This is a genomic window from Sabulicella flocculans (assembly GCF_045449635.1).
GTDB lineage: Bacteria > Pseudomonadota > Alphaproteobacteria > Acetobacterales > Acetobacteraceae > Roseococcus.
In genome coordinates, this window is record NZ_JBJJBR010000002.1 from 81,882 (window position 1) to 107,989 (window position 26,108).

The window sequence follows — 26,108 nt, forward strand, 5'->3', positions numbered from 1 at the left end:
TGGTGAATCGGCCGCGACACCCTATATGACGAGGGCGCGGGCCCCCCGGCCCGCATCCCCCCGGGCGCCCCTGGCGCGGCCCTCCGCCGCCGCCGCCGCCCTGGCCTGAGAGTGGACTTCCGCCGTGACCGAGAGACCTACGCCGAGCTTCGACATCGCGCCCGTCGCGGTGGAGCAGGAGATGCGGCGCTCCTTCCTCGACTACGCGATGAGCGTCATCGTCTCCCGCGCGCTGCCCGACGTGCGGGACGGGCTGAAGCCCGTGCACCGGCGCATCCTGTATGCGATGCACGAGAGCGGCTACACGGCCGACAAGCCGCACCGCAAGTCCGCCCGCGTGGTGGGCGACGTGATGGGCAAGTACCACCCGCACGGCGACAGCGCGATCTACGAGGCCATGGTCCGCATGGCGCAGCCCTTCTCCATGCGCGTGCCGCTGGTGGACGGGCAGGGCAATTTCGGCTCCATGGACGGCGACCCGCCGGCGGCCATGCGCTACACCGAGGTGCGCCTGGCCAAGTCCGCCACCGCCCTGCTGGAGGGCATCGGCGAGGACACGGTGGACTTCGCGCCGAACTACGACGAATCCGCCGAGGAGCCGCGCGTCCTGCCGGCATCCTTCCCCAACCTGCTGGTGAACGGCGCCGGCGGCATCGCCGTGGGCATGGCGACCAACATCCCCACCCACAATCCCGGCGAGATCATCGACGCCACGCTGAAGCTGATCGCCGAGCCGGACACCTCGCTGGCCGAGCTGATGGAGATCGTCCCGGCGCCGGACTTCCCGACCGGCGGCATCATCCTGGGCCGGGCCGGCGTGAAGGCGGCCTTCGAGACCGGCCGCGGCTCCATCCCGCTGCGCGCCGCCTGCGCGGTGGAGGAGATGAAGGGCGGCCGCGAGGCCATCATCGTCACCGAGATCCCCTACCAGGTGAACAAGGCGACGCTGATCGAGAAGATCGCCGAGCTGGTGCGCGCCAAGGCCATCGAGGGCATCTCCGACCTGCGCGACGAGAGCGACCGCTCCGGCCTGCGCATCGTGATCGAGGTCAAGAAGGACGCGAACGCGGAGGTGGTGCTGAACCAGCTCTACCGCATGACGCAGCTGCAGATCTCCTTCCCGGTCAACTTCCTGGCGCTGCACAAGGGGCGCCCGCAGCAGATGGGGCTGCGCGAGGCCCTGCTGGCCTTCATCGGCTTCCGCGAGGAGGTGATCGAGCGCCGCTCACGCTTCCGCCTCGCCGAGGCGCGGCGCAAGGCGCACAACCTCATCGGCCTCGCCATCGCGGTGGCCAACATCGACGAGGTGATCCGCCTGATCCGCGAGAGCCCGGACGCCGCCACCGCCCGCGGGGCGCTGATGGCGCGCGACTGGCCGGCGGCCGACGTGGCGCCCTTGGTGGCGCTGGTGCAGGACGAGGGCAACGAGCTGAGCCCCGAAGGCACCATGCGGCTGACCGAGGCCCAGGCCAAGGGCATCCTGGAGCTGCGCCTGCAGCGCCTGACCGGGCTGGAGCGCGAGAAGATCGACGCCGAGCTGCGCGAGTTCGGCGAGGCCATCGCGTTCCTGCTGGACATCCTGGGCAGCCATGTCCGCCGCATGGAGGTGATGGCCGAGGAGCTGCGGGCGGTGCGCGCCACCCTGGCCTCGCCCCGCCTGACCCAGGTCAGCGACCAGGTCGGCGACATCGACGACGAGAGCCTGATCGCCCCCGCCACCATGGTGGTGACGCTGACGCGCGACGGCTACGTCAAGCGCACGCCGCTGGACGTCTTCCGCTCGCAGGGGCGCGGCGGCAAGGGCCGCTCCGCCGCCGCCACCCGGGCGGACGACGTGGTGGTGCGCTCCTTCATCGGGCACACCCACCAGTGGGTGCTGTTCTTCACCGACCGCGGCCTGGTGTTCCGCGAGAAGGTCTGGCAGCTGCCCGAGGGCGGCACCGGCGGCAAGGGGCGCTCGCTGCGGCAGGTGCTGAACCTGGCGGATGGCGAGAGCGTGACCGCCGTGCTGCCGCTGCCGCAGGACGAGAGCCTGTGGGACGCGCTGCACCTGGTCTTCGCCACCCGGCAGGGCAATGTCCGCCGCAACCGTCTGGGCGATTTCCGCAACGTCCGCGCCTCGGGCCTCATCGCCATGAAGCTGGACGAGGGGGACGCGCTGATCGGCGTCGCCACCTGCCGCGAGGGCGACGACGTGCTGCTGGCCACCCGCAACGGCCGCGCCATCCGCTTCCACGCGACGGACGAGGTGCTGCGCGTCTTCGCCGGACGCGACAGCTCCGGGGTGCGCGGCATCAGGCTGCTGGGGGATGACGTGGTGATCGCGCTCGCCGTGCTGCGGCACGTGGAGGCGAGCCCTGGCGAGCGCCTGGCCTTCCTCAAGGCCAAGCGGCGCGCCAGCGGCGAGGAGGAGGCCGAGCTGCCGGCCGACGAGGAGGGCGTGGCCGAGGAGGCGCTGAGCGCCGACCGCTTCGCCGAGCTGGACGCGATGGAGCAGGTCATCCTCACCGTCACCGACCGCGGCTTCGGCAAGCGCTCCAGCGCCTACGAGTACCGCGTGACGGGGCGCGGCGGGCAGGGCATCGCCAACATCCAGCTGGCCGGCGGCCGGCGCGGGGGCGAGGTGGTGGCCAACTTCACCGTCACGCCGGGCGACCACGTCATGATCATGACCGATGGCGGCCAGGCCATCCGCTTCGAGGGCGCCTCGGTGCGGCGCACCGGCCGCGCCTCCCAGGGGGTGATGCTGATGCGGCTGGACGAGGACGAGCGCGTCACCTCCTGCTTCCCGGTGATCGAGGACGACGAGGACGAGGCCGAGGCATGAGCGCGCGCACGGCGCTGTACCCGGGCACCTTCGACCCGGTGACCAACGGCCACCTGGACGTGATCGCCCGCGCCGCCCGGCTGGTGGACCGGCTGGTGATCGGGGTGGCCATCAACATCGGCAAGGGCCCGCTCTTCGCGCTGGAGGAGCGGGTGGAGATCGTGGAGGCGGAGGTGCGCGACATCGCCGCGCGCACCGGCTGCCGCATCGAGGTGCGCCCCTTCACCGGGCTGCTGGTCGGCTTCGCCAGGGAGTGCGGCGCGCAGATGATCGTGCGCGGGCTGCGCGCCGTGACCGATTTCGACTACGAGTTCCAGATGGCGGGCATGAACGCCCGGCTGGACAGCGCGGTCGAGACGGTGTTCCTGATGGCGAGCGAGCGCAACCACTTCATCTCCTCGCGCTTCGTGAAGGAGATCGCGCAGCTGGGCGGCGACATCGGCAGCTTCGTGCCGCCCCTGACCCTGGAGCGGACCCTGGCCAAGGTGGGCCGCTGAAACCTTCAACCCCGGAGCAAGCACCGATGCACCGCCGCACGCTTCTTGCCGCAACGACGATGATGGGAGTCGCCATGACCGAGACCACCGAGGCGGAGGCCCAGCCGGCCAACGACCGCGAGAACCAGCTGATCATGACGCTGAAGGACGGCGACGTGCGCATCCAGCTGCGCCCCGACCTGGCGCCGCGCCACGTGGAGCGCATCAAGGAGCTGACGCGCGCCGGCCTGTATGACGGCACGCCCTTCCACCGCGTGATCGAGGGCTTCATGGCCCAGGGCGGCGACCCCACGGGCACCGGCACCGGCGGCTTCCGCGACCGCGGCTATGCCGACATCCCGGCCGAGTTCGTGCCCGCCGCCCGCGCGCGCTTCCTGCGCGGCACCTGCGGCATGGCCCGCAGCCAGAACCCCAACAGCGCCAACAGCCAGTTCTTCATCATGTTCGCGCCGGGCGACTTCCTGAACAACCAGTACACGATCTGGGGCCAGGTGGTGGAAGGGATGGAGCGGGTGGACCGCATCGCCCGCGGCGAGCCGCCGCGCACCCCGGACCGCCTGATCCGCATGCGCGTGGCGGCCGACGCCACCTGACTTGACAGCCTGGGCTGCGCGCGGCCTTACGGGGCCGCGCGCAGCACGAGCCCGTAGCTCAGCCGGTAGAGCACGTGACTTTTAATCATGGGGTCCAGGGTTCGAATCCCTGCGGGCTCACCACCGCCGGCACCTTCCCTTCACCGCCGCTTCACCATTCGCGCGTAACCCTCTCCCCAACAAGTCGAGGAGAGCGGCATGGCACGGATGCCCATTGCGTGGCGGATCCACCTCATCACGGGCGTCTGGCTGCTGGGCCTTTCCGGGCTGGTGGTGCTGGGCCTTTCCGGCCGCGCCGCCCAGATGCGCGAGGACCGGGCCAGCCTGCTGCGCGGCATGGTGGAAGCCTCGCTGGCCATCGTCGCGGCGCAGGAGGCGGAGGCGCGGGCCGGACGGCTGAGCGAGGCGCAGGCGAAGGCCAACGCGCTGCAGGCGCTCCGGGCCATGCGCTACGCGGGCGCCGAGTACCTCTGGGTCAACGACCTCGAGCCGCGCATCGTCATGCACCCCATCCGCCCCGAGCTGGACGGGCAGCCGGCCGGCGCCATGCGCGACCCCAACGGGGTGCCGCTGTTCCGCGTCTTCGCCAGCGAGGCGCGGGCGAATCCGGCCGGCGCGGTGGTCGCCTACCAATGGCCCCGCCCGGGGGAGGCGCAGCCGGTGGACAAGCTTTCCTTCGTCCGCCTGTTCGAGCCCTGGGGCTGGGTGGTGGGCACCGGGGTCTACGTGGATGACCTGCAGGCGGCGATCCGGCGCACCTGGCTGCTCGGGCTGGGGGCCGCGGCGCTGCTGGCGCTGATGGCCGGCGCCCTGGCCACCTGGCTGGCGCGCGGCATCACCCGCCCGCTGGTCGCCGCGACGACGGCGACGCGCGCCTTGGCGGAGGGCCGGCGGGACATCGCCATCCCCGGCGCCGGCCGGCGCGACGAGCTCGGCGCGCTCGCTGCCGCGCTGGAGGTGTTCCGCCGCCAGGGCGAGGCGCGCGACGCCGCCGAGGCCGAGGTGGCCGCCGAGCGCGCCGCCCGGCGCCGCCGCCACGAGGCGCTGGAGGCGCATGTGCAGGATTTCGGCCGCAGCGCCCATGGGGCGATGGGCGGGGTGATCGCGGCCGCCGCCGGCATGCGCGAGGCCGCGGGACGGATGGCCGAGGCCTCCAGCCGCATGCAGGCCCATGCGGAGCAGACCCGCGGACAGGCGCAGGACAGCAGCCGGGACCTCGCCGCCGTGGCGGCGGCGACGGAGCAGCTCTCGGCCTCCACCAGCGAGATCGCGCGCCAGGTGCGCGGCGCGGCGGAGGCCGTGGCCCACGCGGCGGCGGAGGCCGGGCGCTCCGACGCCATCATGTCCGGCCTGGCCGGGCAGGCGCAGGAGGTGGGCGTGGTCGTCGGCCTCATCAGCGACGTCGCGGGGCGCACCAACCTGCTGGCCCTGAACGCCACCATCGAGGCCGCCCGCGCCGGCGAGGCCGGCAAGGGCTTCGCCGTGGTCGCCAGCGAGGTGAAGGCCCTGGCGGCGCAGACCGCCAAGGCGACGGAGGAGATCACCGCGCGCATCGGCCGCATGCAGGGCGCCTCCGGCGAGGCGGCCGACGCCATCGCGCGCATCGTCGTGGTGGTGCAGCGGGTGGAGGCCATCGCCGCGGGCATCGCCCGCTCCGTCGAGGAGCAGGGCGAGGCGACGCGCGAGATCGCCCGCGGCGCCGGCACGGTGAGCGCCGCCACCACCGAGACCAGCCGCGCCATGGAGGAGGTGGCGCGCACCGCCGCCGAAACCTGCGAGGTCAGCCGCGGTCTGGTGGAGGGCGCCGCCACCACCACCACCGACGCCGAGGCGCTGAAGGCGGAGATGGAAGGCTTCTTCCGCCAGATCCGCGACGCCGGGGAGCGCCGCGGCTTCGAGCGGCTGCCCGGCGGCGGCGCCCAGGCCGAGCTGCGCCTGCCCGACGGCACGACGCGCCGCGCGGAGGTGCTCGACGCCTCCCCGGCCGGGCTGGCGCTGGCTGGGGAAATCGCACTGGCGACCGGCACGCCGCTGCGGCTGTTGCTGCCGGGCCTGCCTGGCCCGGTGGCGGCGCGCCTCGCGCGGGTGGAGGGCGGGCGCAGCGTGCTGGTGCTGCCGACCGGCCAGGACATCGCGCCCTTCCTGGCGCGGCTGCGGGCGGACGCCGCCTGAACGCGGGTCAGGCGCGGGCCAGCAGCGCCCGCGCCCGCTCCACGATCGGGCGGTCAATCATCTGGCCGTCGAAGGCGGCGGCGCCGCGGCCTTCCGCCAGCGCCGCCTCGAAGGCGGCCACCATGCGGCGGGCGCGCTCCAGCTCCTCGGCGCGCGGCCCGTATTCCTCGTTGATCATGGCCACCTGCGCGGGGTGCACGCAGGTGGCGCAGGCGAATCCCAGCGCGCGCGACCGCCGCAGCGTGGCGCGGTGCCCCTCGGGGTCGGACAAGGCGGCCACCGTGCCCAGGAAGCCCAGCGGCAGGATGCCGGCGGCGCGCGCCGCCAGCAGCCCCAGGCGCTTGGGCAGGTCCAGCGCGTCGGCGGTGGCCTCGGCGCCAAGGTCCGTCGCCAGGTCCTCGCCGCCGATGCCCAGCGCCGCCAGCGCCGGGTGGGCGGCGGCGATGGCGTGCAGGTGGGGCAGGGCGGCGGCTTCCTCCACCAGGGCCACCAGGCGCATGCCGGGCGCCGCCAGCTCGGCCAGCAGGCGCAGGTGGTCGGCGCCCATCACCTTGGTCAGCACCAGCCCGTCGGCGCCGGCGGCCACCGCGGCGGCGATGTCGGCCACCGCCAGGTCCAGCGGGCGGTTGATGCGCACCAGCACGTCGCCCCCGGGCGGCCGGGCCTGCGGCACGGCCGCCGCCAGCGCGGCGCGCGCCTCGGCCTTGCGGGCGGGGGCGATGCTGTCCTCGCAGTCCAGGATGACGGCATCCGCCCCGCGCTGTGCCGCCTTGGCGACGAAGCGCCCCTCCAGCACCGGGACGTAGAGGAGGGAGCGCCAGGAAGGGAGCATCAGTCCCTTTCGACGCACATCGCCACGCCCATGCCGCCGCCGATGCACAGCGTCGCCAGCCCGCGCTTGGCGCCGCGGCGCTGCATCTCGTACAGCAGGGTGGTCAGCACCCGCGCGCCCGAGGCGCCGATGGGGTGGCCGATGGCGATGGCGCCGCCATTCACGTTGACCTTGGCCGGGTCCAGGCCGAGCTCCTTGTTCACCGCGCAGGCCTGGGCGGCGAAGGCCTCGTTGGCTTCCACCAGGTCCAGGTCGCCCACCTTCCAGCCGGCTTTCTCCAGCGCCTTGCGGCTGGCCGGGATGGGGCCGGTGCCCATGATGGCCGGGTCCACCCCCGCCGTGGCCCAGGAGACGATGCGCGCCATCGGCGTGATGCCCCGCCGCTTCGCCTCCTCCGCGCTCATCACCACCGCGGCGGCCGCGCCGTCGTTGATGCCCGAGGCGTTGCCGGCGGTGACGGTGCCTTCCTTGTTGAAGGCGGGGCGCAGCTTGGCCAGGACCTCGGCGGTGGTCTCGGGCTTGGGGTACTCGTCCTCGCTCACCACCACCTCGCCCTTGCGGGTCTTGATGGTGACGGGGGCGATCTCGTCCTTGAAGCGGCCGGCCTTCATCGCCTCGCCGGCCTTGCGCTGGCTCTCGGCGGCGAAGGCGTCCTGCTCGGCGCGGGTCAGCTGGAACTTCTGGGCCACGTTCTCGGCGGTGTTGCCCATGTGGTAGCCGTGGAAGGCGTCCCACAGCCCGTCCTTCAGCATGGTGTCCACCAACTCCAGCCCGCCCATCTTCTGGCCGGCGCGCAGCTTGGCGGCGTGTGGGGCCTCCGTCATGCTTTCCTGCCCGCCGGCCACCACGATGGTGGCGTCGCCGGTGGCGATCTGCTGCGCCGCCAGCGCCACCGCGCGCAGGCCCGAGCCGCAGAGCTGGTTGATGCCGAAGGCGGTGCGCTCGGCCGGGATGCCGGCGGCCATGGCGGCTTGGCGGGCCGGGTTCTGCCCGGCGCCGGCCGTCAGGATCTGGCCCATGATGACCTCGTCCACCTCCTCCGGCGCCACCTGGGCGCGCGACAGGGCGGCGGCGATGGCGGTGCGGCCCAGCTCATGCGCGGGCACGCCGCTGAACGCGCCGCTGAACGAGCCCACCGGGGTGCGGGCGATGGAGGCGATCACGATTTCGGTCATGGGCTGGCTCTCCCGTTGGTTGCGGCCAGTCTCGCGCGGTGCCGGCGGCCTGTCCACTCACACCTCCGCCGCCAGCCGGCGCAACGCGGCCGCGTCCCATTCCAGCCCCAGCCCGGGCGCCTCCGGCGGCGCCACCAGCCCCATCTGCGGCGCGAGCGGGGAGGCGCGCACCGGTCCGGCCAGGTCCAGCCATTCCAACCAGTGCCGCGTCGGCGCCAGCGGCATCAGCTGGGCCGAGGCCTCGACGAAGATGTGCGAGGACAGCGGCACCCGGTGCGCCGCCGCCACCGCCATGCCGCGCAGGAACCCGGTGACGCCGCCCATCTTCATGACGTCGGGCATGCACAGGCCCAGCGCGCCGGCCCCCAGGCTGCGCTGCATGGCGGCCGGGCCCCACCAGTTCTCCCCGCCCTGCACCGGCAACGCGAGGCGGCGCGACAGCGCGGCCAGCCCCTCGTCGTCGGCCACCGGCAGCGGCTCCTCCAGCCAGCGCACGCCGGCATCCTGCAGGGCCAGGCCGCGGCGCAGCGCCTCCGGCCGCGTCAGGCCCTGGTTGTAGTCCACGAAGACCTCCACCCCCGGGCCGACGGCGCCCTGCAGGGCGCGCACCGTGTCCAGGTCGGCCTCCAGCGTCGGGGCGCCCAGCTTGCACTTCACCGCGCGCACGCCCCATTCGGCCACGGCGCGGCCGCCCTCCTCCGCCAGGGCGGCCGGCCCCCAGCCGCGCAGCGAGCCATAGGCCGGCACCGGCGCCGGCACCCCGCCCAGCAGCCGCACCAGCGGCAGGCCGGCCGCCCGGGCCAGCGCGTCCCACAGCGCGGTGTCGAGCACGCTGATGGCCATCTGCACCAGCCCCTCGGTGCCCAGCAGGCGGAAGCCGTCCTGCCAGGCATCCCATTGCGCCTGGGGGGCCACCGGGCGCCCCTGCAGCGCCTCGCCGATGTTGCGGGTCAGGGCGGCCAGCGGCCCCAGCGCCTGCGGGGCATAGGCGAAGGCGTAGGCGGTGCCGCGCGGCCCTTCCTCCGTCTGGATGTCCGCGATCACCAGGGGCGCCACCGGGATGGTGTTCAGGCTGTTGCGCAGCGGCGGCGCGATGGGCGCGTTCACCGCCCGGACCTCGACCTCGCGCACCGTCAGCATCGCCGTTCCTCCCGCGCCCGCCGCCGCAGCGTGGCTCAGGGCGCGAGGCGCGTGAAGGTCAGCTCGTGCTTGTTGTGCGCCGAATGGAACAGCCGCGCGCCGGGGATGGCGGCGAAGCGGGCGGCGATGTCGTGGTCCGTCGCGCCCTGGAACTTGACGGAGCAGAAGATGTTGCGCGCCACCGGCAGCCAGCGCTCCACCAGCGCCAGCAGCCGCTGGGGGTAGCAGATGACGTCGCTGAACAGCCAGTCCACCGGCTCCGGCGGCAGGGCGAAGGCGCTGTCGCGGCGCAGCTCCACATTGGGCAGGGCGGCGACGCGGGGGTCGAGATCGGCCTTGTCCACCGCCGTCACCGCGCAGCCCAGCCGCGCCAGCGCCCAGGACCAGCCGCCCGGCGCGGCGCCGAGGTCCAGCACGCGCTCGCCCGGGCCGGGGTGGCGGCCGATGCGCGTCAGCCCCTCCCACAGCTTGAGGTAGGCGCGCGACGGCGGACCCTCCCGGTCCTCCTCGAAGCGCGGCGCCCCGCCGGGAAAGGGCGAGGACTTGGTGGGGGAGGCCAGCAGGGTATCGGCGTCCAGCAGCGTCCAGCCGCCGAGGTGCGAAGCGGGCGGCGCCTCGGGGAAGCGCAGGGGGCGGGCCTTCACCGGCGGCAGCCGCGCCTCGATGAGGGCGGCGCGGCGGTGGTGCAGCGCCGGCACCAGCGACCAGTTGCGCTGGATGCCGCGCAGCACGTCGGCGGCACCCTTCACCGAGGGGGCGGGCAGCTCCATCGGCGCATCCCACACGTCCAGCGCCCAGGCCGGCGCGGCCGGGGGCGCCTCGCTCAGCGCCAGCGGGCCGTGCCAGCGCAGCACCGGGGCGCCGAGCCGCGCCAGCTCCTCCTCCAGCGGCTGCTCCAGCCCCGCATCGGCCAGGAAGGCGCTGCGGATCACCGCCGCAGCGCCGCCAGGGCCACCAGCAGCCAGCCGGCCATCAGCAGGATGCCGCCGGCCGGCGCCGTCCAGCCCAGCGAGACGCCGGCGAAGGCGCGGGCAAGCACCGCCCCGCCGAACAGCAGCAGGCCGGCCGCCCACAGCGCCGGCGCCAGCGGGGCGCGGCCCCAGGCCAGCCAGCCCAGGAATGCCGGGGCGTGCCAGCCCAGCAGGGCGGCGACGCTGCCGACCATGCGCGCCCGCTCCGGGTCGCCATGGGCGGACATGGCGGCGAGCAGCACGCCCAGGAAGCCGGACAGCCCGGCGGCGGCGATGGCGAGGCGGGACATGCCCCGCGGTCTAGCCCCTGCGCGCCAGGAAGTCCCGCCGCACCAGCGCGGCGGCGTCATGCGCGCGGCGCGTCGGTTCGGGCAGGCGGCGGCCGCGCAGCGTCGCCCGCACCCAGCCCAGCGCGGTGGCGAGCGAGACGCGGTGCCCGACGGAAACATGGATGGGCCGCGCCCGCAGGCGGGAGCGCAGCAGCGTGCCCACCACCTCGCCGCGGTCGGTGATGGGCACGGCGGCGCCCGCCTCCTCCGGCAACTCGGGCCATGTGCCGCACAGGCGCGACTTGGCGACGCCGATGGACGGCACGTCCAGCGTCACGCCCAGGTGGGTGGCGACGCCGCAGCGACGCGGGTGCTCCAGCCCCTGGCCGTCCACCAGCAGCAGGTCGGGCTTCCGCTCCAGCGCCGCCCAGGCCGCGGCGGCGGCCGGCACCTCGCGGAAGCCCAGCAGGCCGGTGAGGTAGGGCAGCGGGGCCTCCTGCGTGGCGCCGGCGCGGCACACCTCCTCCAGAGAAGGCCAGTCGAGCACCACGATGGCGGCGTGCACCTCGCGCTCGAAGCGGGAGGCGGAGATGTCCACGCCGCCGATGCGCCGCACCTCGCCCAGCGCGTCCCGCGTCACCGCGCGGGCGGCGAGGTCGCGCTGCTCGGCGCGCAGCGCGGCGAGGTCAGCCCGCGCCATCGGCCATGGCATCGGCCAGCAGCGCGGTGTTGTGGCGCATCATCGCCTCCCATGTCGGGGCCGGGCCGCCGGGGGGCGAGAGGGTGTCGGCGTGGAGCCGGCCGCGGATGGCGACGCCGGCCTCCTCCGCCAGCCGGCGCAGGGTGGCGGGGTTGGAGACGTTGTCCAGGAACACCGCGCGGATACGCTCGGCGCGAATCTGGCGAATCAGCGCCGCCACCTGCTGCGCCGAGGGCTCGGACTGGCTGGACAGGCCGGCGGGCGCCAGGAAGCGCACGCCATAGGCGGCGCCGTAATGGGCGAAGGCGTCGTGGGCGGTGACCACCACGCGGCGCGCGGCGGGGATGGGGTCGAGGGCGGCGCGGATGTCGCGGTCCACCGCCGCCATGCGCGCCAGCAGCGGCGCCGGGTCCGCCGCCATCGCCGCCGCGATGGTGCGGGCGTAGCCCATGGCCAGCCGCGCATCCTGCCAGCCATGCGGGTCCACCGCGCCGTGGGAATGGCCGCCGGGCGCGGCGCGCAGCAGCGGCAGCCCTTCCGTGGCGGTGACCAGCCGCCCGCGGAAGCCGGCGCCGCGCAGCAGGCGGTCGAACCACGCGTCGAAGCCGGCGCCGTTGCGGATGGCCAGCTGCGCCCCGCGCAGCAGGGCGGCGTCGGAGGGGCGGGGCTGGAAGGCGTGCGGGTCCGCCTCCGGCCCCGCCAGCACGCGCACCTCCCAACCCTCGCCCGCGACCTGGCGGGCGAGGTCGCCCAGGATGGTGAAGGAGGCGACGGCGACCGGCCGGCCCTGCGCGGCGGCGGGCAGGGCCAGCAGGGGCAGGGCGCGGCGGGCGAGCATGTTACTTTGTATCAGCGGGGGGTGGCGGGTTCCAGCCTCAGCAGGTTGGCCTCGATGCGCCCCCACCAGCGCGAGGGGAACTCCACGGCGCGCGGCACCGCCGGGCCACCCGGCACCGGCTGCACGAACCAGGCCTGGAGCACCTGCGGGGCGCGGGCCTGCGCCGGGTCGCGGTCGGTCGGGATGCCGGCGATGGCGCGGGCCTCCACCTCGCAATGCAGGCCCTGCGGGGTCTGCTCCAGCGTGCGGGCGGAGAAGTCGGTGAGGCGGCGGCCGTCGAACATGCGGGCGCGGCCGTCGCAGCGGGCGGTGGCGCCGACCTGCCGGGCCAGCATCGCCAGGATGGACAGCGAATCGAGGGTGCCGGGCAGCGCGTCCTCGGGCACCGGGGTGCGGGGCATGTCCTCCGGCGGCTCCAGGCGGCGGATGCGGGGCGCGCCGTTCGCGTAGTCCAGCACGGCGTTGCGGACGGCGCCGCGCCACTGCCCCTCCGTCTCGTAGCGGCGGGGCAGGGCGGTGCCGCCGCGCCAGCTCCCCTCGGCCAGGGTGCGCTGGTGGCCGCGCGACACCAACGTCGCCACCCCGCGGGAGCGCGTGCGGGTTTCCACCCGGTAGCCGGCGCCGTCGATGTCAAACAGCACCTGCGCCTCCAGCACCGTGATGCCGGAAACGGTGACGGCGTATTCCGCCCGCCAGGGAGCGGCCATGGCCGGGGTGGCGCCGGCCAGGGCGGCGGCAAGGAGGATGCGCGTTGCCTTCACCCCCCCGAGATGGCCCGCGCCCCGCTTGACACAAGCGCCCGGCGCGGCCAAACACCGCCCACCCGATGGCACGGGCGCGTAGCTCAGCGGGAGAGCACTGCCTTCACACGGCAGGGGTCACAGGTTCAATCCCTGTCGCGCCCACCATTTTTCGCCGGTCTCACCGATCAGCCCCGACAACATTGCATGGCGTCCACGTGCTCCCTATGTGATGACACAGGTCATGCATCCGGAGGAGGGCACCCTGGACGACGCGTTGATCGGGCAGGGCGAGATCCTGCTCGGGCTGGATGCCGCTCGCAAGCGCGACGCCATCGCCGCGCTGGCCGCCGCCGCCGCCGCCCGGCGCGGCCTGGCCGAGGACGAGGTGCTGCGCGCCCTGCTGGCCCGCGAGGCGCTGGGCGCCACCGCCATCGGCCGCGGCGTCGGCCTGCCGCACGCCCGCATGCCCGGCGACTTCGCCCCGCTCGGCCTGTTCGCGCGGTTGCAGCGCCCGCTCGACTGGGGCGCGCGCGACGAGGAGCCGGTGGACCTGCTGATCCTGATGCTGTGGCCTGAGGGGTCGGGGGACGGCTTCCTGCCCGCCCTGTCGGGCATCTGCGCTGGGCTGCGCGACGGGCGCACCCTGCGCCGCCTGCGCACCGCCACCACGCTGGAGGAGGCCGCCGCCGCCCTCGCCGATTCCCGCGCCGCCGGCCCCTGAGCGGATGAACCGCGACGAGATCCTGCTGCTGGCCCTGGTGGGCCTGCCCTTCCTCGGGGCGCTGGCGGCCGCGCTGCTGCCGGTGCGCGCGCGCAACGCCGCCGGCATCCTGGCGGGCGGCGTGGCCCTGGTGTCGCTGGGCCTGGTGTGGGCCACCTATCCACAGGTCTCGGCCGGGGCGGTGCCGGTGGTGGCGCTGCCCTGGCTGCCCTCGCTGGGCCTGTCCTTCACCCTCAGGATGGACGGGCTGGCCTGGCTGTTCGCCGGGCTGGTGGCCGGCATCGGCGCGCTGGTGGTGCTCTACGCCCGCTACTACATGTCGGCCGAGGACCCGGTGCCGCGGTTCTTCGCCTTCCTGCTGGCCTTCATGGGGGCCATGCTGGGGGTGGTGCTGTCGGGCAACCTCGTCCAGCTCGTCTTCTTCTGGGAGATGACGAGCCTGTTCTCCTTCCTGCTGGTCGGCTACTGGCACCAGTCCGGCGCGGCGCGCGAGGGCGCGCGCACGGCGCTGACCGTCACCGGCGCCGGCGGGCTGGCGCTGCTGGGCGGGGTGCTGCTGCTGGGCCACATCGTCGGCTCCTTCGAGCTGGAGGCGGTGCTGGCGGCGGGCGATCAGGTGAAGGCGCACCCGCTCTACCTGCCCGCCCTGGTGCTGGTGCTGCTGGGCGCCTTCACCAAGAGCGCGCAGGTGCCTTTCCATTTCTGGCTGCCGCAGGCCATGGCGGCGCCGACCCCTGTCTCGGCCTACCTGCACTCGGCGACGCTGGTGAAGGCGGGGGTGTTCCTGCTGATCCGGCTGTGGCCGGTGCTGTCGGGCACCGAGGCGTGGTTCGTCCTGGTCGGCACGGCGGGGCTGCTGACGCTGCTGCTGGGGGCCTACGCCGCCATCTTCCAGAACGACCTCAAGGGGCTGCTGGCTTATTCCACCATCAGCCACCTGGGGCTGATCACCCTGCTGCTGGGGCTGAACAGCCCGCTGGCGCTGGTGGCGGCGGTGTTCCACGTGCTGAACCACGCGGCCTTCAAGTGCTCGCTGTTCATGGCCGCGGGCATCATCGACCACGAGGCCGGCACGCGCGACATCCGCCGCCTGTCCGGGCTGAACCGCACCATGCCCTTCACCGCGCGGCTGGTGCTGGTGGCCTCGGCTGCCATGGCCGGCGTGCCGCTGCTCAACGGCTTCATCTCCAAGGAGATGTTCTTCGCCGAGGCGCTGTCGGCCGACACGCCGCTGGGGCTGGCGAACGTGCTGCCGCTGGCGGCGATGGTGGCCAGCGCCTTCTCCGTCGCCTATTCGCTGCGGCTGGTGCACGGCGCCTTCTCCGGGCCGGTGGCGCAGGACCTGCCGCGCACCCCGCACGAGCCCGCGACCTGGATGCGCTTCCCGGTGGAGATCCTGGTGCTGGTCTGCATCGGCGTGGGCGTGCTGCCGGCCGCCACCGTCGGCCCCTTCCTGGACCACGCGGTGCGCGCGGTGCTGGGGGACAACGTGCCCTACTACAGCCTCGCGGTCTGGCACGGGCTGAACCTGCCGCTGCTGATGAGCGTCGCCGCGCTGGCCGGCGGCGCCGTGCTCTACGTCGCGCTGCAGCGCCGCTTCCGCGAGGGGCCGGAGGGCCCGCCGCTGCTGCGCCACCTCGACGGCCGGCGCCTGTTCGACCGCGCGGTGGTGTTCGTCTCCTGGCGGGCGGCGCGCTTCGCCGAGGGCTGGCTGGCCACCCGCCGCCTGCAGCCGCAGCTGCGCCTGATGGTGCTGGCGCCGGTGCTGGCCGGCGGGGCCGCCGTGTGGTGGCGCGGCATGGGGCCGGGCAACCTGCCGCCCTCCCCGGTGGACCCGACGCTGGCCCTGCTGTGGGGGGTGGGCGGGGCCTGCGCCCTGGCCGCGGCCTCCATGGCCAAGTTCCACCGCCTGGCGGCGCTGGTGCTGGTGGGCGGCACCGGGCTGGTGGTGGTGGTGACCTTCGCCTGGCTCTCGGCGCCCGACCTGGCGCTGACGCAGCTGACGGTGGAGATCGTGACCACCGTGCTGCTGCTGCTGGGCCTGCGCTGGCTGCCCAAGCGGGTGGAAGGCGCGCCGGGCGACGAGAGCCCGGAGGTGATCACCCGCGCCCGCCGCGCGCGCGACGTGGCGCTGGCCGTGCTGGCCGGCGCCGGGCTGGCCGCGCTGTCCTACGCCGTGATGACGCGCACCCCACCCGAGCTGCTGGCGCGGCACTTCCTGGAGCGCGCCTACAAGGAGGGCGGCGGCACCAACGTGGTCAACGTCATCCTGGTGGACTTCCGCGGCTTCGACACGCTGGGAGAGGTGTTCGTGGTGGCCGCCGTGGCGCTGACCACCTACGCCCTGCTGCGCCGCTTCCGCCCCGCCCCCGACAGCCTGGAGCGGCCCGAGCCGCAGCGCGGCGCCCCGCCCATGCCGGCGCCCGGCGCGGGCTGGATGGTGGTGCCCTCCTTCCTCGCGCGGCTGTTGTTCCCGGTGATGCTGGTGGTGGCCGCCTTCCTGCTGCTGCGCGGGCACGACCTGCCGGGCGGCGGCTTCTCCGCCGGCATGGTCGTCGCCATCGCGGTGATCGTGCAGTACATGATGGGCGGCGCCGAATGGACCGAGGCGCGGATGCGCCTGCTGCGCCCGCGGCTGTGGGTCGGCGCCGGGCTGCTGGTGGCGGCCGGCACCGGGCTGGCGGCGCTGCCCTTCGGCCGGCCCTTCCTCACCACCTACTTCGCCTATGCCGAATGGCCGGTGGTGGGCGAGTTCCCGACCGCCAGCGCCCTGGTGTTCGACGTGGGCGTGTTCATGCTGGTGGTGGGCGCCACGCTGCTGATGCTGGTGTCGCTGGCGCACCAGGGCCTGCGCGCCCGCCGCGCGCGGGAGGAGGCCGGGCGATGGAGCTGATCGTGGCGCTGGCCATCGGCGTGCTCACAGGCTCCGGGGTCTGGCTGCTGCTGCGGCCGCGCACCTTCCAGGTGGCCATCGGGCTGATGCTGCTGGGCTACGCCGTCAACCTGTTCATCTTCTCCACCGGCGGGCTGCGCTCCGGCGCCGCCGCCGTGCTGGCGCGCGGCGAGGCCGGCAGCCTGGCGCAATACGCCGACCCGCTGCCCCAGGCCCTGGTGCTGACGGCCATCGTCATCGGCTTCGCCACCACGGCGCTGCTGCTGGTGGTGCTGCTGGCCGCCCGCGGCCTGACCGGCACCGACCACGTGGACGGGCGGGAGCGCGAGCGGTGAACTGGACGCAGCACCTGGTCATCCTGCCGGTGGCGCTGCCCATGCTGGCGGGCGCGCTGATGATCCTGCTGGGCGACGGGCGGCGCCCGGCGCAGCGCGTGCTGGCGCTCGCCTCCGCCCTCGCGCTGGTGGGCGGCGGCGTGGCGCTGGTGGCCATGGCGCAGGCGCCGCAGGTGGTGGTGTACCGCCTGGGCGACTGGCCGGCGGATTTCGGCATCGTGCTGGTGCTCGACCGCCTCTCTGCGCTGATGGTGCTGCTGGCCGCCGTGCTGGGGCTGGCGGCGCTGGTCTTCGCCATGGGCGGCTGGGACCGGCGGGGTGCGAATTTCCACCCGCTGTTCCAGTTCCAGCTGATGGGCCTGTGCGGCGCCTTCCTGACCGGCGACCTGTTCAACCTGTTCGTGTTCTTCGAGGTGATGCTGGCCGCATCCTACGGCTTGGCGCTGCACGGCTCGGGCACGGCGCGGGTGCGGGCGGGGCTGCATTACGTGGTGGTGAACCTCGTCGCCTCCCTGCTGTTCCTGGTGGGGGTCAGCGTGGTGTACGGCATCGCCGGCACGCTCAACATGGCCGACCTCGCCGCGCGCATGCCCGAGGTGGTCGTCGAGGACCGCGGGCTGCTGGAGGCCGGGCTGGCGGTGATGGGCGTGGCCTTCCTCATCAAGGCGGCGATGTGGCCGCTGGGCTTCTGGCTGGCCGGCACCTACGCCGCCGCCGCGCCGCCGTCGGGCGCCATCCTGTCGCTGCTGAGCAAGGTCGGCGTCTACGCCGTGCTGCGGGTGTGGCTGCTGGTGTTCGGCGGCGACGCCGGCGCCTCGGCCGGCTTCGGCGGGCTGGCCATCGCGCTGGGCGGGCTGCTGACGCTGGGCTTCGGCGCCGTGGCGGTGCTGGCCACGCAGGACCTGGCGCGGCTGGCCGGCGCCAGCGTCATCGTCTCCTCCGGCACGCTGCTGGCGGCCATCGGGCTGGGCCAGCCGGCGGTGACGGCCGGCGCCCTGTTCTACCTCGTCGCCTCCGCGCTGGGCCTGGGGGCGCTGTTCCTGCTGACGGAACTGGTGGAGCGCGGCCGCGGCCCCGGCGCCGACGTGCTGGCGGTGACGCGCGCCGCCTACGGCACCGGCGACGAGGACGAGGACCCGGAGGAAGGGCCGGACGAGGTCGGCATCGCGCTGCCGCGGGCCGTGGCGCTGCTGGGCGCCGCCTTCCTGGCCTGCGCGCTGCTGCTGGCCGGGCTGCCGCCCATGCCCGGCTTCCTGGGCAAGTTCGCCGTGCTGCACGCCATGCTCTCGGCGGAGGAGCCGACGCGCCTGGCCTGGGCGGTGCTGGCGGCGCTGCTGCTGTCCGGGCTGGCGTCGCTGGTGGCCATGCTGCGCGTCGGCGTGGAGGTGTTCTGGGCCGCCCCGGCCGCCGCCCCGCCGCGGGTGCGCCTGGCCGAGGCGGCGCCGGTGGCCCTGCTGCTGCTGCTGGCCGGGGCGCTGGTGCCGCTGGCCGGCCCCGCCATGGCCTACCTGGAGGCGACGGCCGCCGCGCTGCACGCCCCCGGTCGCTACCTGGCCGGCGTCGCTGCCGCCGCGGGGCCGCGGCCGTGAGCCGCTGGCTTCCCTTCCCGCTGCTGGCCCTGGCGCTGCTGGGGCTGTGGCTGCTGCTGTGGCAGAGCGCCTCGCCCGGCGCGCTGGTGACCGGGGTGCTGGTGGCGCTGCCGGCCGCCGCCACCCTGCGCACCCTGGACCTGCAGCGCGGCGGGCTGCGGCGGCTGCGCCCAGTCCCGCGCCTGCTGGCGGCGGTGGTGGTGGAGGTCGTGCGCTCCAACAACGCGGTGGCGCGCATCATCCTGGGGCTGGGCGGGCCCGGGCGGCGGGCCGGATTCGTGCGGGTGCCGCTGGCCATGCGCAGCCATGCCGGGCTGGCCGCGCTGGCCTGCATCCTCACCGCCACGCCCGGCACCGTCTGGGTGGACTGGGACGAGGCGGAGGGCACCATGCTGCTGCACGTGCTGGACATGATCGGCGAGGACGAGTGGGTGCGCATCGTCAAGGAGCGCTGGGAGCGGCCGCTGATGGAGATCTTCGAATGAGCGCCGCCATCCTCGGCGCTGCGCTGGCCGGCGCGCAGGCGCTGCTGGCCGGCGCGATGGCGCTGGCCGCCTGGCGGCTGTTCCGCGGCCCCCGCGCGCAGGACCGCGTGCTGGCGCTGGACACCCTCTACGTCAACGGCGCGACGCTGCTGCTGGTGTTCGGCATCCGCAGCGGCAGCACGCTGTATTTCGAGGCGGCGCTGCTGGTGGCGCTGCTGGGCTTCGCCGCCACCGCCGCCCTGGCGCGCTTCCTGATGCGCGGCGAGGTGATCGAGTGAGCGCCCTGCCGCTCTGGGCCGCGCTGCCCGTGGCGCTGCTGCTGCTGGCCGGCGCGGCGCTGTCCTTCGTGGGCTCGCTGGGGCTGGTGCGGCTGCGCAGCTTCAACGAGCGCGTGCACGCGCCGACGCTGGCGACCACGCTGGGCATCGGCTGCGTGCTGCTGGCCTCCATGCTCTTCTTCACCGTCACCCAGTCCAGGCTGGTGGTGCACGAGGTGCTGATCGCCGCCTTCGTGGTGGTCACCACCCCGGTGACGCTGATGCTGCTGACCCGCGCGGCCCGCGCGCGCGACGGGCACCCGCCGCAGCCCCCCGCCGACCCCCCGCCCTGAGGGACTCGACCTGCGCGGCGCGCGTGCGACATTGCGCCATCCGAGGACCGAACGATGACGCACCCCATGACCGAGGACCAGCGCCTGCTGCGCGACCTGGTGGACCGCTTCGTGCAGCGCGAGCTGATGCCGCTGGAGCCCGCCGTGCTGGAGCGCGAGGCCGCCGGCGGCGCCTATGCCCTGACGGAGGAGGAGCTGGCGCCCCTGCACGCCCGCTGCCGGGAGCTGGGCCTGTGGGGCCTGGACGTGCCGGAGGAGCTGGGCGGCGCCGCGCTGCCCGCGACCTCCCTGGTGATGGTGCATGAGGCGCTGGGCGGCACGGTGACGCCCTTCACCGTGCCGCCGGACAGCCCCAACCTGCACATGCTGCTGCACGCCGCCAACGCCGGGCAGAGGGAGCGCTACTTGCTGCCCTATGCCCGCGGCGAGACGACGTCGTGCATCGCCATCAGCGAGCCCGGCGCGGGCGGCGACCCGGCGGGGATGCTGACCAAGGCGGTGCGCGACGGCGAGGACTGGGTGATCAACGGGCGCAAGATCTGGGTCTCGCGCGTGCCGTCCTCGGACTTCATCATCCTGATGGCGCGCACCAGCCCGGGCAAGGGGCCCGAGGGCGTCAGCGCCTTCCTGGTGGACCGGGGGACGCCGGGCTTCATCATCGAGCGGCAGATCAAGCTGATCGGCGGCCGCCGCGTCTATGAGCTGGTGTTCGAGGATTGCCGGGTGCCCGCGGCCAACCTGCTGGGCGCCGAGGGGCAGGGCTACGCGCCCATGCAGCTGCGGCTGAACGTGCGCCGGCTGGAGATGGGCGCGCGCTGCATCGGCATGGCCGGGCGCGCCCTGGCGATGATGTGCGCCCACGCCAAGCAGCGCCGCACCTTCGGCGCGCTGCTGGCCGACCGCCAGGCGGTGCAGTGGTGGATCGCCGATGCGGCGACCAAGATCCACGCCGCCCGGCTGATGGTGCAGGCCGGCGCGGCCACGCTGGACGCCGGCGGCGACCTGCGCGACGAGGCCAGCATGATCAAGGTCTTCACCACCGAGCTGGCGACGGAGGTGCTGGACCATGCCATGCAGGCCCACGGCGCCATGGGCATGACGCGCGAGCTGCCGCTGCAGCTGATGGCCCAGCAGGTGCGGCTGATGCGGGTGTACGAAGGCCCGACCGAGGTGCACCGCATGGCCATCGCCCGCCGCGCCCTGCGGCGGCATGGCTGAGGCGGGGGTGCGGCGGTGGCGTCCCGTACGGGATTCGAACCCGTGCTGCCAACGTGAAAGGCTGGTGTCCTAGGCCTCTAGACGAACGGGACCGGGCCGTGCGGGCGATTACCGGGCTTGGGCCGCGCGGTCAACCGGCGACGGCGGGCAGCCACAGCGCCACCCCCGGCGCCAGCATCAGCAGGATGATGGCGAGGATGTACACCGCCATGAAGGGCAGCACCCCGGCGAAGACGTCGGTGATCGGCCCGCCATCCCGCCGCATCCCTTGCAGCACGTACAGCACGGTCCCGTCGGGGGGCGAGATCAGCGCGATCTCCACCAGCATCACCACCACCACGCCGAACCACACCGGGTCGTAGCCCAGCGCCATCACCACCGGGAACACCACGGGGATGGTGGTGATGATCATGGAGAACCCCTCCATGAAGGTGCCCAGCGCCAGGTAGAAGCCGATGATGAGCAGCATGATGCCCCAGGGCGGCAGCGGCAGGCCGCTCACCAGCGCCGCCAGCGCCTGCGGCACGCCCAGCGCGGTGAAGACGTAGTTCAGCACGTAGGCGCCGAACAGGATCAGCCCCAGCAGCGCGGTGTTGCGCGCCGTCGCCTCGGCGCACTGGTTCAGCATCCGCAGGGACAGCCGCCCGTCCAGCGCCGCGAAGGCGATGGCACCGACCACGCCCAGCGCGGCGGATTCGGTGGGCGTCGCCAGCCCGCCATAGATGGTGCCCAGCACCAGCAGGATCAGCGCCGCCGTGGGGCCGAGGTCCTTCAGCGCCCGCAGCTTGTCGCGCAGCGGCACCGGCTCCGCCGCGCGCGGCGCCGCCTTGGCGCGCACCAGGATGACGGCGGTGAACAGCAGCACCACCAGGAGCGAAGGCCCGACCGCGGCAAGGTACAGCGCGCCCACGGACGTCTCGGTGATCAGCCCGTAGATGATGAAGGTGATGCCCGGCGGAATCAGGTTGCCCAGCGCCCCGCCTGCCGCCAGCGAGCCCAGCACCATGCGCGGGTCGTAGCCGCGGCCCTGGAAGAAGGGCAGGGCCACGCTGCCCATCGTCGCCGCCGTCGCCACGCTGCTGCCGCTGATGGCGCTGAACACGCCCGAGGCCGCGATGTTGGTGTGCAGCAGCCCGCCCGGCAGCCGGTCCAGCCACAGGTTCAGCGCGCGATACAGCTTCTCGCTCAGCCCCGCCCGCAGCAGCACCTCGCCCATCAGCAGGAACAATGGCACGGCCACCAGCACGAAGGAGGAGGAGGGCGACCACACCGTCTGCCCCAGGAACAGCCAGAAGGGCCGGTCGGAATAGGCCAGCCCCACCAGCAGCCCCAGCACGCCGAGCGCCGCGCCGACATGGATGCCCATGCCGAAGAACAGCGCGAACAGGCCCGCCAGCATCAGCAGTTCGCCGATCATGCCCGAGCCCGGCCCGGCGCCGAACAGCGACATGCCGACCAGCAGCGCCACCAGCGTGCCGATGAACCCGATGGCAATCATGCGCGCCGCTCCACCTCGGCCAGGATCTCCAGCGTCTCCTTGGCCTCGTCCATGTCGGTGCGCGCCACCAGCAGCGCCTCGGCATCGGCGCCGCGGCCGGCCAGGGTCAGCAGCAGCCCCTCCAGCAGCAGCAGCAGGGCCAGCGCCGCCATCACCGCGATGCCGGCCAGCCACAGCCCCTGCGGCAGCCACAGCGGCGTGCCCAGCAGGCTCATGTCGCGGGCGCCGAACAGCAGGCTCTCATCCACCAGCATCCAGGCCGCCCAGGTCAGCGTGGCGGCGAAGCCCAGCAGGAAGGCCATGGCCAGCAGGTGCAGCCAGGGCCGCACGGGCGCCGGCAGCTTCATCACCAGCAGGTCAATCCGCACATGCGCCCGCCGGGCCAGCGCATGCGCCAGCCCCCAGGCGATGCCGAAGGCCAGCGCGTAGCCCGACAGCTCCGTGGTGCTCTGCGAGGAGAAGCCCACCGTGTTGCGCGCCACCACGTCGAAGGTGATGAGGCCGGCGCAGGCGATGAATCCCCACCCCGCCAGGTGCCCCATCAGGGCGGCCAGCCCGGCCAGGCTGCGCCGCGCCAGGCTGACCGCGCCGATCACCGCGCCACGCCCGAGACGGGCGCGACGAGGCGGTCATAGAGCTGCCCGCAGCGCTCGCCGCAGCGCCGCACCCAGCCGGGCAGCACGTTGGCCGACAGCGTGGCGCGCACGGCGGCGATGTCGGCGTCGCCCGGGCGGGCGACGGTCATGGTCCGCCCCTCCACCAGCCGGCCGATGCGGCACTCGGCGCGCTGGCCGGCGTTGCAGGCGATGCCGTCCTCCGTCGTCTCGGCGCCAAGGCGCCACTGGGCTTCCTCCACCTCGCGGAGATGCGCCTCGATGAAGCCGCGCACCGCGGGGTCCAGCCGGTTCCACCACGCGAGGTTCACCAGGTAGCCCGAGGTGGACCACGCCACCGGCAGCGCGTAGAGGCCGCGCGTCACCTCGTACCAGCGCGCGCTGTTGCCGCTGGCAGTGCCGGTGATGGCGCAGTCCACCACGCCGCGCTCCAGCGCCGCATAGACCTCGGGGAAGCCGATGCCGACCGGCTGCGCGCCGATGGCGCTCACGAAGTCGTTGATCGAGCCGCCGCCGGTGCGCACCCGCTTGCCGCGCAGCTCCGCCAGGGACGCCACCGGCTCGCGGCAGAAGAAGACCTGCGCCGGGAAGGGGTAGGCGGCGATGATGCGCACGCCGAAGCGCTCCAGCTCGCGGTTCGCCTCGGGCAGCACGGCGGCGGCGACGCGGCGCGCCTGCTCCAGCGTCGGGTTCAGCCCGGCGAGGTCGAACACGTCCAGCAGCGGCACGTCGCCGGCCAGCGTGTTCAGCGGCGCCGCGCCGATGTCCACCTGGCCGGAGCGCACGAGGCGGATGATCTCCGGCCCGTTCAGGTTGCGCTCGGGCCAGCTGGCCAGGGTGGTGGTGACGCGGCCGTTGGAGCGCTCGCGCATCGCGTCGCGCAGGATGGGCTGGTCCACCCGGGTGTATTGCGGGAAAGCCGGGCCGGGCTGGGTGACGATCTGCAGCGTCACCGGCGGGCCGGCGGGCAGGGAGGGCACGGTCTGCGCGGCGGCTGGCAGGGCCAGCAGCGCGGCGGCGAGCAGGGCGGGCATTCGCATCGTCGTCTCTCCTCTCGGGGGGGCAGGCTCAGCCGGGGGCGCGCCGGTCGGTGACCAGCATGAAGCCCGGGGCATGGGTGATGGCGAAGGGCGGCCGTGCCGCCGCGATGGCCGCCTGGGGCGTGACGCCGCAGGCCCAGAACACCGGCAGCTCGTCCGCCGCCACGGGCACGGGGTCGCCGTAGTCGGGGCGCGAAACGTCGGCGATGCCGATCAGCGCGGGGTCGCCCAGGTGCAGGGGCGCGCCGTGCGAATCCGGGAAGCGCGCGGTGATGCGCACCGCCTCGATGGCGTCGCGCGCCCGGTAGGGGCGCATGGACACCACCATCGGCCCGTGGAACCGCCCGGCGGGCTTGCAGGGGAGGGAGGTGCGGAACATCGGCACGTTGCAGCCCAGCTGCATGTGCCGCGGCGTCAGCCCCGCCGCGTCCAGCGCCGCCTCGAATCCGAAGGAGCAGCCGAGCGCGAAGGCCACCAGGTCGTCCCGCCAGGCATGGGCGATGCTGTCCGGCTCCTCCGCCAGCACGCCATCGCGCCAGATGCGGTAGCGCGGCAGGTCGTGGCGCAGGTCCAGCCCCTCGGCCACGCCGGGCATCGTCACCGCGCCGGGCTCGCTGACCCCCAGCACCGGGCAGGGGCGGGGGTTGCGCACGCAGAAGCGCAGGAACTCGTCGGCCCAGTCGGCGGGCAGGATCACCAGGTTGGCCTGCTCGCAGCCCGGTGCCTGGCCGTGGGTGGGGCGGCTGAAGCGCCCCTCGCGGCAGGCGAGGCGGACGGCGCGCGGGTTGGCGAGGGCTGTCATGCACGCAGCGCAGCACGGGCGCTTGCATCACGTCCAATCCTCGTTTTCGATGGCCGGCCATCAGCGGGGCTTATCCATGGCCGTGGAGTTCAAGGCGCTGGAGACCTTCGTGGCGGTGGCCACGCTGCGCTCCTTCGGCGGCGGCGCGGCGCGGCTGCGCACCACCCAGCCCGCCGTCTCCCAGCGCATCGCCGCGCTGGAGGAGGCGCTGGGCCGCCGCCTGCTGGACCGCAGCGCCCGCCGCGTGGTGCCCACCGAGGCCGGCCGCCTGCTGCTGGAGCACGCCGAGCGCCTGCTGGCCGCGCGCGAGGAGATGCTGCGCGAGCTGGGCGAGCCCGCCGCCCTGTCCGGCACGCTGCGCCTGGGCGTGTCCGAGACGGTGGTGCACACCTTCCTGTCGCGCTTCGTCGAGCGCCTGGCCGAGCGCCACCCCCGCCTGCAGCTGGAGGTGGAGGTGGACGTGACGCCCCACCTGCGCGCGCGGGTGGAGGAGCGGGCGCTGGACCTGGCCTTCCTGGTCGGCCCGCTCGCCGGGCCGGGGCTGGCGGTCCGCCCCCTGCGGCGCGAGGCGCTGGGCTTCTTCGCCGCCCCGGCGCTGGGCCTGCACGGGCGCCGCTTCGGCGCGGCGGAGATGGCGCGCCAGCCCTTGCTGACCTTCGCGCGGCAGACCGCGCCCTACGCCGCCGTGCACGCCCTGCTGGCGCGCCATGCCGGGCGGGGGCGGCCGCGCATCCACACCTCGCACTCGCTGGCCACCTTGCTGCGCATGGCGGCGGGCGGCATCGGCGTGGCCGTGGTGCCGCCGGCCATCGCGCGGGAGGAGGTGGCGGCCGGCCGGCTGGTGGCCCTGCGCGGCCCGGCGCTGCCGCCGCTGGACTTCGTGGCCTGCTGGCGCGCCGGCCCGCGCTCGGCCACCGCGGCCGCGGCGGCGGCGATGGCGGCGGAAGTGGCGGACGCACCGACCAGCGCCGGGACTCTGGGCCATGGCGCCGCCGCCGCTTCGCCCTAGCATCCGCGCGCATGGACCACGCCGTGATCGAGATCCGCCTCGGCAGCGCGGCGGAGCTGTTCAACACGCTCGACCCCTCGCCCTTCCGCGCCGGGCGGCTGGACGCCGAGGCCGAGGCCTACCTGCTGGAACGCGCCGCCGCCACGCCCAGCCGCGCCCCCCTGCGGCTGCGCCTGCACCTGCCGCGCGGCGCGGCGGACGAGGGCATGGCCGCGATGCTCGCCGCCGCCTTCGCCTCCCGCGCCGCGGCCGAGCGCGCGGCGATGCGCGAGCATTTCCGCTATGGCCGCAAGGCGCTGCTCACCGGGCTGGCCGGGCTGTCAGCCTGCCTGGTGCTCGCCACCTTCGCCGAGGAGCTGGTGCCCGGCTGGGCCGCCCCTTCCATCGCCTCCGAGGGGCTGAAGATCCTGGGCTGGGTGCTGATGTGGAAGCCGGCCGAGATTTTCCTGTATGACTGGATGCCGATCCTGCGCCGCCGCCGCCTGTTCGAGCGGCTGGCGGCGGCGCAGGTCGAGATCCGCCACGACGAGGCCTGAG

General features: G+C 74.5%; 26 protein-coding genes and 3 tRNA genes. 16 read left to right on the top strand and 13 right to left on the bottom strand.

Going from position 1 to position 26,108, the window contains the following annotated elements:
- The first annotated feature begins 124 nt into the window (after window positions 1-124).
- From gyrA to ACI6QG_RS03220, 5 genes are all read left to right on the top strand, one after another.
- Window positions 125-2,827 carry a DNA gyrase subunit A gene (gyrA, locus tag ACI6QG_RS03200; RefSeq protein ID WP_407023119.1) on the top strand — a complete coding sequence of 901 codons (2,703 nt, stop codon included), beginning with the start codon at window positions 125-127 and terminating at the stop codon, window positions 2,825-2,827.
- Entirely contained in the window at window positions 2,824-3,324 is a 501-nt protein-coding gene (gene coaD, locus ACI6QG_RS03205; protein WP_407023120.1) for a pantetheine-phosphate adenylyltransferase, read from the top strand. Before gyrA ends, coaD begins: the two co-directional genes overlap by 4 nt.
- Before the next feature lie 74 nt (window positions 3,325-3,398).
- A complete protein-coding gene (locus ACI6QG_RS03210) occupies window positions 3,399-3,917 on the top strand; it encodes a peptidylprolyl isomerase (protein ID WP_407023121.1) in 519 nt (172 codons plus the stop codon).
- A 47-nt stretch (window positions 3,918-3,964) separates the two neighbouring features.
- A tRNA-Lys gene (locus tag ACI6QG_RS03215) sits at window positions 3,965-4,040 on the top strand.
- A gap of 75 nt (window positions 4,041-4,115) precedes the next feature.
- Window positions 4,116-6,089, top strand: a complete 1,974-nt coding sequence (locus ACI6QG_RS03220; RefSeq protein WP_407023122.1) for a methyl-accepting chemotaxis protein — start codon at window positions 4,116-4,118, stop codon at window positions 6,087-6,089.
- 7 nt (window positions 6,090-6,096) lie between these two features.
- Here the strand turns inward: ACI6QG_RS03220 and ACI6QG_RS03225 are convergent, their stop codons facing one another.
- From ACI6QG_RS03225 to ACI6QG_RS03260, 8 genes are read right to left on the bottom strand one after another with little or no spacing between them, the layout of a single operon-like run.
- Window positions 6,097-6,921, bottom strand: coding sequence for an HpcH/HpaI aldolase/citrate lyase family protein (locus ACI6QG_RS03225; protein WP_407023123.1), 825 nt, complete (start codon window positions 6,919-6,921; stop codon window positions 6,097-6,099).
- Complete coding sequence (locus ACI6QG_RS03230) at window positions 6,921-8,096, bottom strand: acetyl-CoA C-acetyltransferase (RefSeq protein WP_407023124.1); 1,176 nt, start codon at window positions 8,094-8,096, stop codon at window positions 6,921-6,923. Before ACI6QG_RS03230 ends, ACI6QG_RS03225 begins: the two co-directional genes overlap by 1 nt.
- Before the next feature lie 57 nt (window positions 8,097-8,153).
- Window positions 8,154-9,236, bottom strand: coding sequence for an enolase C-terminal domain-like protein (locus ACI6QG_RS03235; RefSeq protein ID WP_407023125.1), 1,083 nt, complete (start codon window positions 9,234-9,236; stop codon window positions 8,154-8,156).
- Window positions 9,237-9,271: 35 nt separating this feature from the next.
- Window positions 9,272-10,168 carry an SAM-dependent methyltransferase gene (locus ACI6QG_RS03240; protein ID WP_407023126.1) on the bottom strand — a complete coding sequence of 299 codons (897 nt, stop codon included), beginning with the start codon at window positions 10,166-10,168 and terminating at the stop codon, window positions 9,272-9,274.
- Window positions 10,165-10,497 (bottom strand): DUF423 domain-containing protein, encoded by a 333-nt coding sequence (locus tag ACI6QG_RS03245; RefSeq protein WP_407023127.1) that lies wholly within the window; start codon window positions 10,495-10,497, stop codon window positions 10,165-10,167. The genes ACI6QG_RS03240 and ACI6QG_RS03245 overlap by 4 nt, the downstream gene beginning before the upstream one ends.
- A gap of 10 nt (window positions 10,498-10,507) precedes the next feature.
- Complete coding sequence (gene nfi / locus ACI6QG_RS03250; protein WP_407023128.1) at window positions 10,508-11,176, bottom strand: deoxyribonuclease V; 669 nt, start codon at window positions 11,174-11,176, stop codon at window positions 10,508-10,510.
- Window positions 11,163-12,014, bottom strand: coding sequence for a metal ABC transporter solute-binding protein, Zn/Mn family (locus ACI6QG_RS03255; RefSeq protein ID WP_407023129.1), 852 nt, complete (start codon window positions 12,012-12,014; stop codon window positions 11,163-11,165). Before ACI6QG_RS03255 ends, nfi begins: the two co-directional genes overlap by 14 nt.
- Window positions 12,015-12,025: 11 nt before the next feature.
- Window positions 12,026-12,775 carry a DUF3108 domain-containing protein gene (locus ACI6QG_RS03260; protein ID WP_407023130.1) on the bottom strand — a complete coding sequence of 250 codons (750 nt, stop codon included), beginning with the start codon at window positions 12,773-12,775 and terminating at the stop codon, window positions 12,026-12,028.
- Between the two features lie 72 nt (window positions 12,776-12,847).
- Here ACI6QG_RS03260 and ACI6QG_RS03265 point away from each other — a divergent pair.
- The 9 genes from ACI6QG_RS03265 to ACI6QG_RS03305 all read left to right on the top strand — a co-directional run bounded on the left by ACI6QG_RS03265 (window position 12,848) and on the right by ACI6QG_RS03305 (window position 20,608).
- Window positions 12,848-12,922: transfer RNA gene (locus ACI6QG_RS03265), tRNA-Val, on the top strand.
- A gap of 64 nt (window positions 12,923-12,986) precedes the next feature.
- Window positions 12,987-13,478 (top strand): PTS sugar transporter subunit IIA, encoded by a 492-nt coding sequence (locus ACI6QG_RS03270; RefSeq protein ID WP_407023131.1) that lies wholly within the window; start codon window positions 12,987-12,989, stop codon window positions 13,476-13,478.
- A 4-nt stretch (window positions 13,479-13,482) separates the two neighbouring features.
- Entirely contained in the window at window positions 13,483-16,371 is a 2,889-nt protein-coding gene (locus ACI6QG_RS03275; RefSeq protein ID WP_407023132.1) for a monovalent cation/H+ antiporter subunit A, read from the top strand.
- The gene (locus tag ACI6QG_RS03280; protein WP_407023133.1) at window positions 16,362-16,706 is read left to right on the top strand and encodes a Na+/H+ antiporter subunit C; all 345 of its coding nucleotides are present in this window, start codon (window positions 16,362-16,364) and stop codon (window positions 16,704-16,706) included. The genes ACI6QG_RS03275 and ACI6QG_RS03280 overlap by 10 nt, the downstream gene beginning before the upstream one ends.
- Window positions 16,703-18,295 carry a monovalent cation/H+ antiporter subunit D gene (locus ACI6QG_RS03285; RefSeq protein ID WP_407023134.1) on the top strand — a complete coding sequence of 531 codons (1,593 nt, stop codon included), beginning with the start codon at window positions 16,703-16,705 and terminating at the stop codon, window positions 18,293-18,295. Before ACI6QG_RS03280 ends, ACI6QG_RS03285 begins: the two co-directional genes overlap by 4 nt.
- On the top strand, window positions 18,292-18,780 hold the full coding sequence (locus tag ACI6QG_RS03290) for a Na+/H+ antiporter subunit E (protein ID WP_407023135.1): 489 nt from the start codon (window positions 18,292-18,294) through the stop codon (window positions 18,778-18,780). The genes ACI6QG_RS03285 and ACI6QG_RS03290 overlap by 4 nt, the downstream gene beginning before the upstream one ends.
- The gene (locus tag ACI6QG_RS03295; protein WP_407023136.1) at window positions 18,777-19,058 is read left to right on the top strand and encodes a K+/H+ antiporter subunit F; all 282 of its coding nucleotides are present in this window, start codon (window positions 18,777-18,779) and stop codon (window positions 19,056-19,058) included. Before ACI6QG_RS03290 ends, ACI6QG_RS03295 begins: the two co-directional genes overlap by 4 nt.
- The gene (gene mnhG, locus ACI6QG_RS03300) at window positions 19,055-19,390 is read left to right on the top strand and encodes a monovalent cation/H(+) antiporter subunit G (RefSeq protein WP_407023137.1); all 336 of its coding nucleotides are present in this window, start codon (window positions 19,055-19,057) and stop codon (window positions 19,388-19,390) included. The genes ACI6QG_RS03295 and mnhG overlap by 4 nt, the downstream gene beginning before the upstream one ends.
- A 54-nt stretch (window positions 19,391-19,444) precedes the next feature.
- Window positions 19,445-20,608 carry an acyl-CoA dehydrogenase family protein gene (locus ACI6QG_RS03305; protein WP_407023138.1) on the top strand — a complete coding sequence of 388 codons (1,164 nt, stop codon included), beginning with the start codon at window positions 19,445-19,447 and terminating at the stop codon, window positions 20,606-20,608.
- A 16-nt stretch (window positions 20,609-20,624) separates the two neighbouring features.
- Here the strand turns inward: ACI6QG_RS03305 and ACI6QG_RS03310 are convergent.
- The 5 genes from ACI6QG_RS03310 to ACI6QG_RS03330 form a co-directional block, all read right to left on the bottom strand.
- A tRNA-Glu gene (locus tag ACI6QG_RS03310) sits at window positions 20,625-20,700 on the bottom strand.
- 38 nt (window positions 20,701-20,738) lie between these two features.
- Window positions 20,739-22,106, bottom strand: a complete 1,368-nt coding sequence (locus tag ACI6QG_RS03315) for a TRAP transporter large permease (RefSeq protein ID WP_407023139.1) — start codon at window positions 22,104-22,106, stop codon at window positions 20,739-20,741.
- Window positions 22,103-22,702: a TRAP transporter small permease subunit gene (locus ACI6QG_RS03320; protein WP_407023140.1), complete on the bottom strand. Its 600-nt coding sequence runs from the start codon at window positions 22,700-22,702 to the stop codon at window positions 22,103-22,105. Before ACI6QG_RS03320 ends, ACI6QG_RS03315 begins: the two co-directional genes overlap by 4 nt.
- A complete protein-coding gene (locus tag ACI6QG_RS03325) occupies window positions 22,699-23,760 on the bottom strand; it encodes a TRAP transporter substrate-binding protein (RefSeq protein WP_407023141.1) in 1,062 nt (353 codons plus the stop codon). Before ACI6QG_RS03325 ends, ACI6QG_RS03320 begins: the two co-directional genes overlap by 4 nt.
- A gap of 28 nt (window positions 23,761-23,788) precedes the next feature.
- Window positions 23,789-24,562 carry a putative hydro-lyase gene (locus ACI6QG_RS03330; protein ID WP_407023142.1) on the bottom strand — a complete coding sequence of 258 codons (774 nt, stop codon included), beginning with the start codon at window positions 24,560-24,562 and terminating at the stop codon, window positions 23,789-23,791.
- 76 nt (window positions 24,563-24,638) lie between these two features.
- Between ACI6QG_RS03330 and ACI6QG_RS03335 the strand changes: the two genes are divergently transcribed.
- Both ACI6QG_RS03335 and ACI6QG_RS03340 read left to right on the top strand, forming a co-directional pair.
- Complete coding sequence (locus tag ACI6QG_RS03335; RefSeq protein ID WP_407023143.1) at window positions 24,639-25,571, top strand: LysR family transcriptional regulator; 933 nt, start codon at window positions 24,639-24,641, stop codon at window positions 25,569-25,571.
- An 11-nt stretch (window positions 25,572-25,582) separates the two neighbouring features.
- Entirely contained in the window at window positions 25,583-26,107 is a 525-nt protein-coding gene (locus ACI6QG_RS03340; protein WP_407023144.1) for a hypothetical protein, read from the top strand.
- Window position 26,108: the final 1 nt, after the last annotated feature.

What these genes read in the sequence shown, in the direction of transcription:
- coaD (WP_407023120.1), top strand. Translation starts at nt 2,824, where the DNA reads ATGAGCGCGCGCACGGCGCTGTACCCGGGCACCTTCGACCCGGTGACC.
- ACI6QG_RS03210 (WP_407023121.1), top strand. Translation starts at nt 3,399, where the DNA reads ATGACCGAGACCACCGAGGCGGAGGCCCAGCCGGCCAACGACCGCGAG.
- ACI6QG_RS03220 (WP_407023122.1), top strand. Translation starts at nt 4,116, where the DNA reads ATGGCACGGATGCCCATTGCGTGGCGGATCCACCTCATCACGGGCGTC.
- ACI6QG_RS03225 (WP_407023123.1), bottom strand. Translation starts at nt 6,921, where the DNA reads ATGCTCCCTTCCTGGCGCTCCCTCCTCTACGTCCCGGTGCTGGAGGGG.
- ACI6QG_RS03230 (WP_407023124.1), bottom strand. Translation starts at nt 8,096, where the DNA reads ATGACCGAAATCGTGATCGCCTCCATCGCCCGCACCCCGGTGGGCTCG.
- ACI6QG_RS03235 (WP_407023125.1), bottom strand. Translation starts at nt 9,236, where the DNA reads ATGCTGACGGTGCGCGAGGTCGAGGTCCGGGCGGTGAACGCGCCCATC.
- ACI6QG_RS03245 (WP_407023127.1), bottom strand. Translation starts at nt 10,497, where the DNA reads ATGTCCCGCCTCGCCATCGCCGCCGCCGGGCTGTCCGGCTTCCTGGGC.
- nfi (WP_407023128.1), bottom strand. Translation starts at nt 11,176, where the DNA reads ATGGCGCGGGCTGACCTCGCCGCGCTGCGCGCCGAGCAGCGCGACCTC.
- ACI6QG_RS03255 (WP_407023129.1), bottom strand. Translation starts at nt 12,014, where the DNA reads ATGCTCGCCCGCCGCGCCCTGCCCCTGCTGGCCCTGCCCGCCGCCGCG.
- ACI6QG_RS03270 (WP_407023131.1), top strand. Translation starts at nt 12,987, where the DNA reads ATGACACAGGTCATGCATCCGGAGGAGGGCACCCTGGACGACGCGTTG.
- ACI6QG_RS03275 (WP_407023132.1), top strand. Translation starts at nt 13,483, where the DNA reads ATGAACCGCGACGAGATCCTGCTGCTGGCCCTGGTGGGCCTGCCCTTC.
- ACI6QG_RS03280 (WP_407023133.1), top strand. Translation starts at nt 16,362, where the DNA reads ATGGAGCTGATCGTGGCGCTGGCCATCGGCGTGCTCACAGGCTCCGGG.
- ACI6QG_RS03295 (WP_407023136.1), top strand. Translation starts at nt 18,777, where the DNA reads ATGAGCGCCGCCATCCTCGGCGCTGCGCTGGCCGGCGCGCAGGCGCTG.
- ACI6QG_RS03305 (WP_407023138.1), top strand. Translation starts at nt 19,445, where the DNA reads ATGACGCACCCCATGACCGAGGACCAGCGCCTGCTGCGCGACCTGGTG.
- ACI6QG_RS03315 (WP_407023139.1), bottom strand. Translation starts at nt 22,106, where the DNA reads ATGATTGCCATCGGGTTCATCGGCACGCTGGTGGCGCTGCTGGTCGGC.
- ACI6QG_RS03325 (WP_407023141.1), bottom strand. Translation starts at nt 23,760, where the DNA reads ATGCGAATGCCCGCCCTGCTCGCCGCCGCGCTGCTGGCCCTGCCAGCC.
- ACI6QG_RS03330 (WP_407023142.1), bottom strand. Translation starts at nt 24,562, where the DNA reads ATGACAGCCCTCGCCAACCCGCGCGCCGTCCGCCTCGCCTGCCGCGAG.
- ACI6QG_RS03335 (WP_407023143.1), top strand. Translation starts at nt 24,639, where the DNA reads ATGGCCGTGGAGTTCAAGGCGCTGGAGACCTTCGTGGCGGTGGCCACG.
- ACI6QG_RS03340 (WP_407023144.1), top strand. Translation starts at nt 25,583, where the DNA reads ATGGACCACGCCGTGATCGAGATCCGCCTCGGCAGCGCGGCGGAGCTG.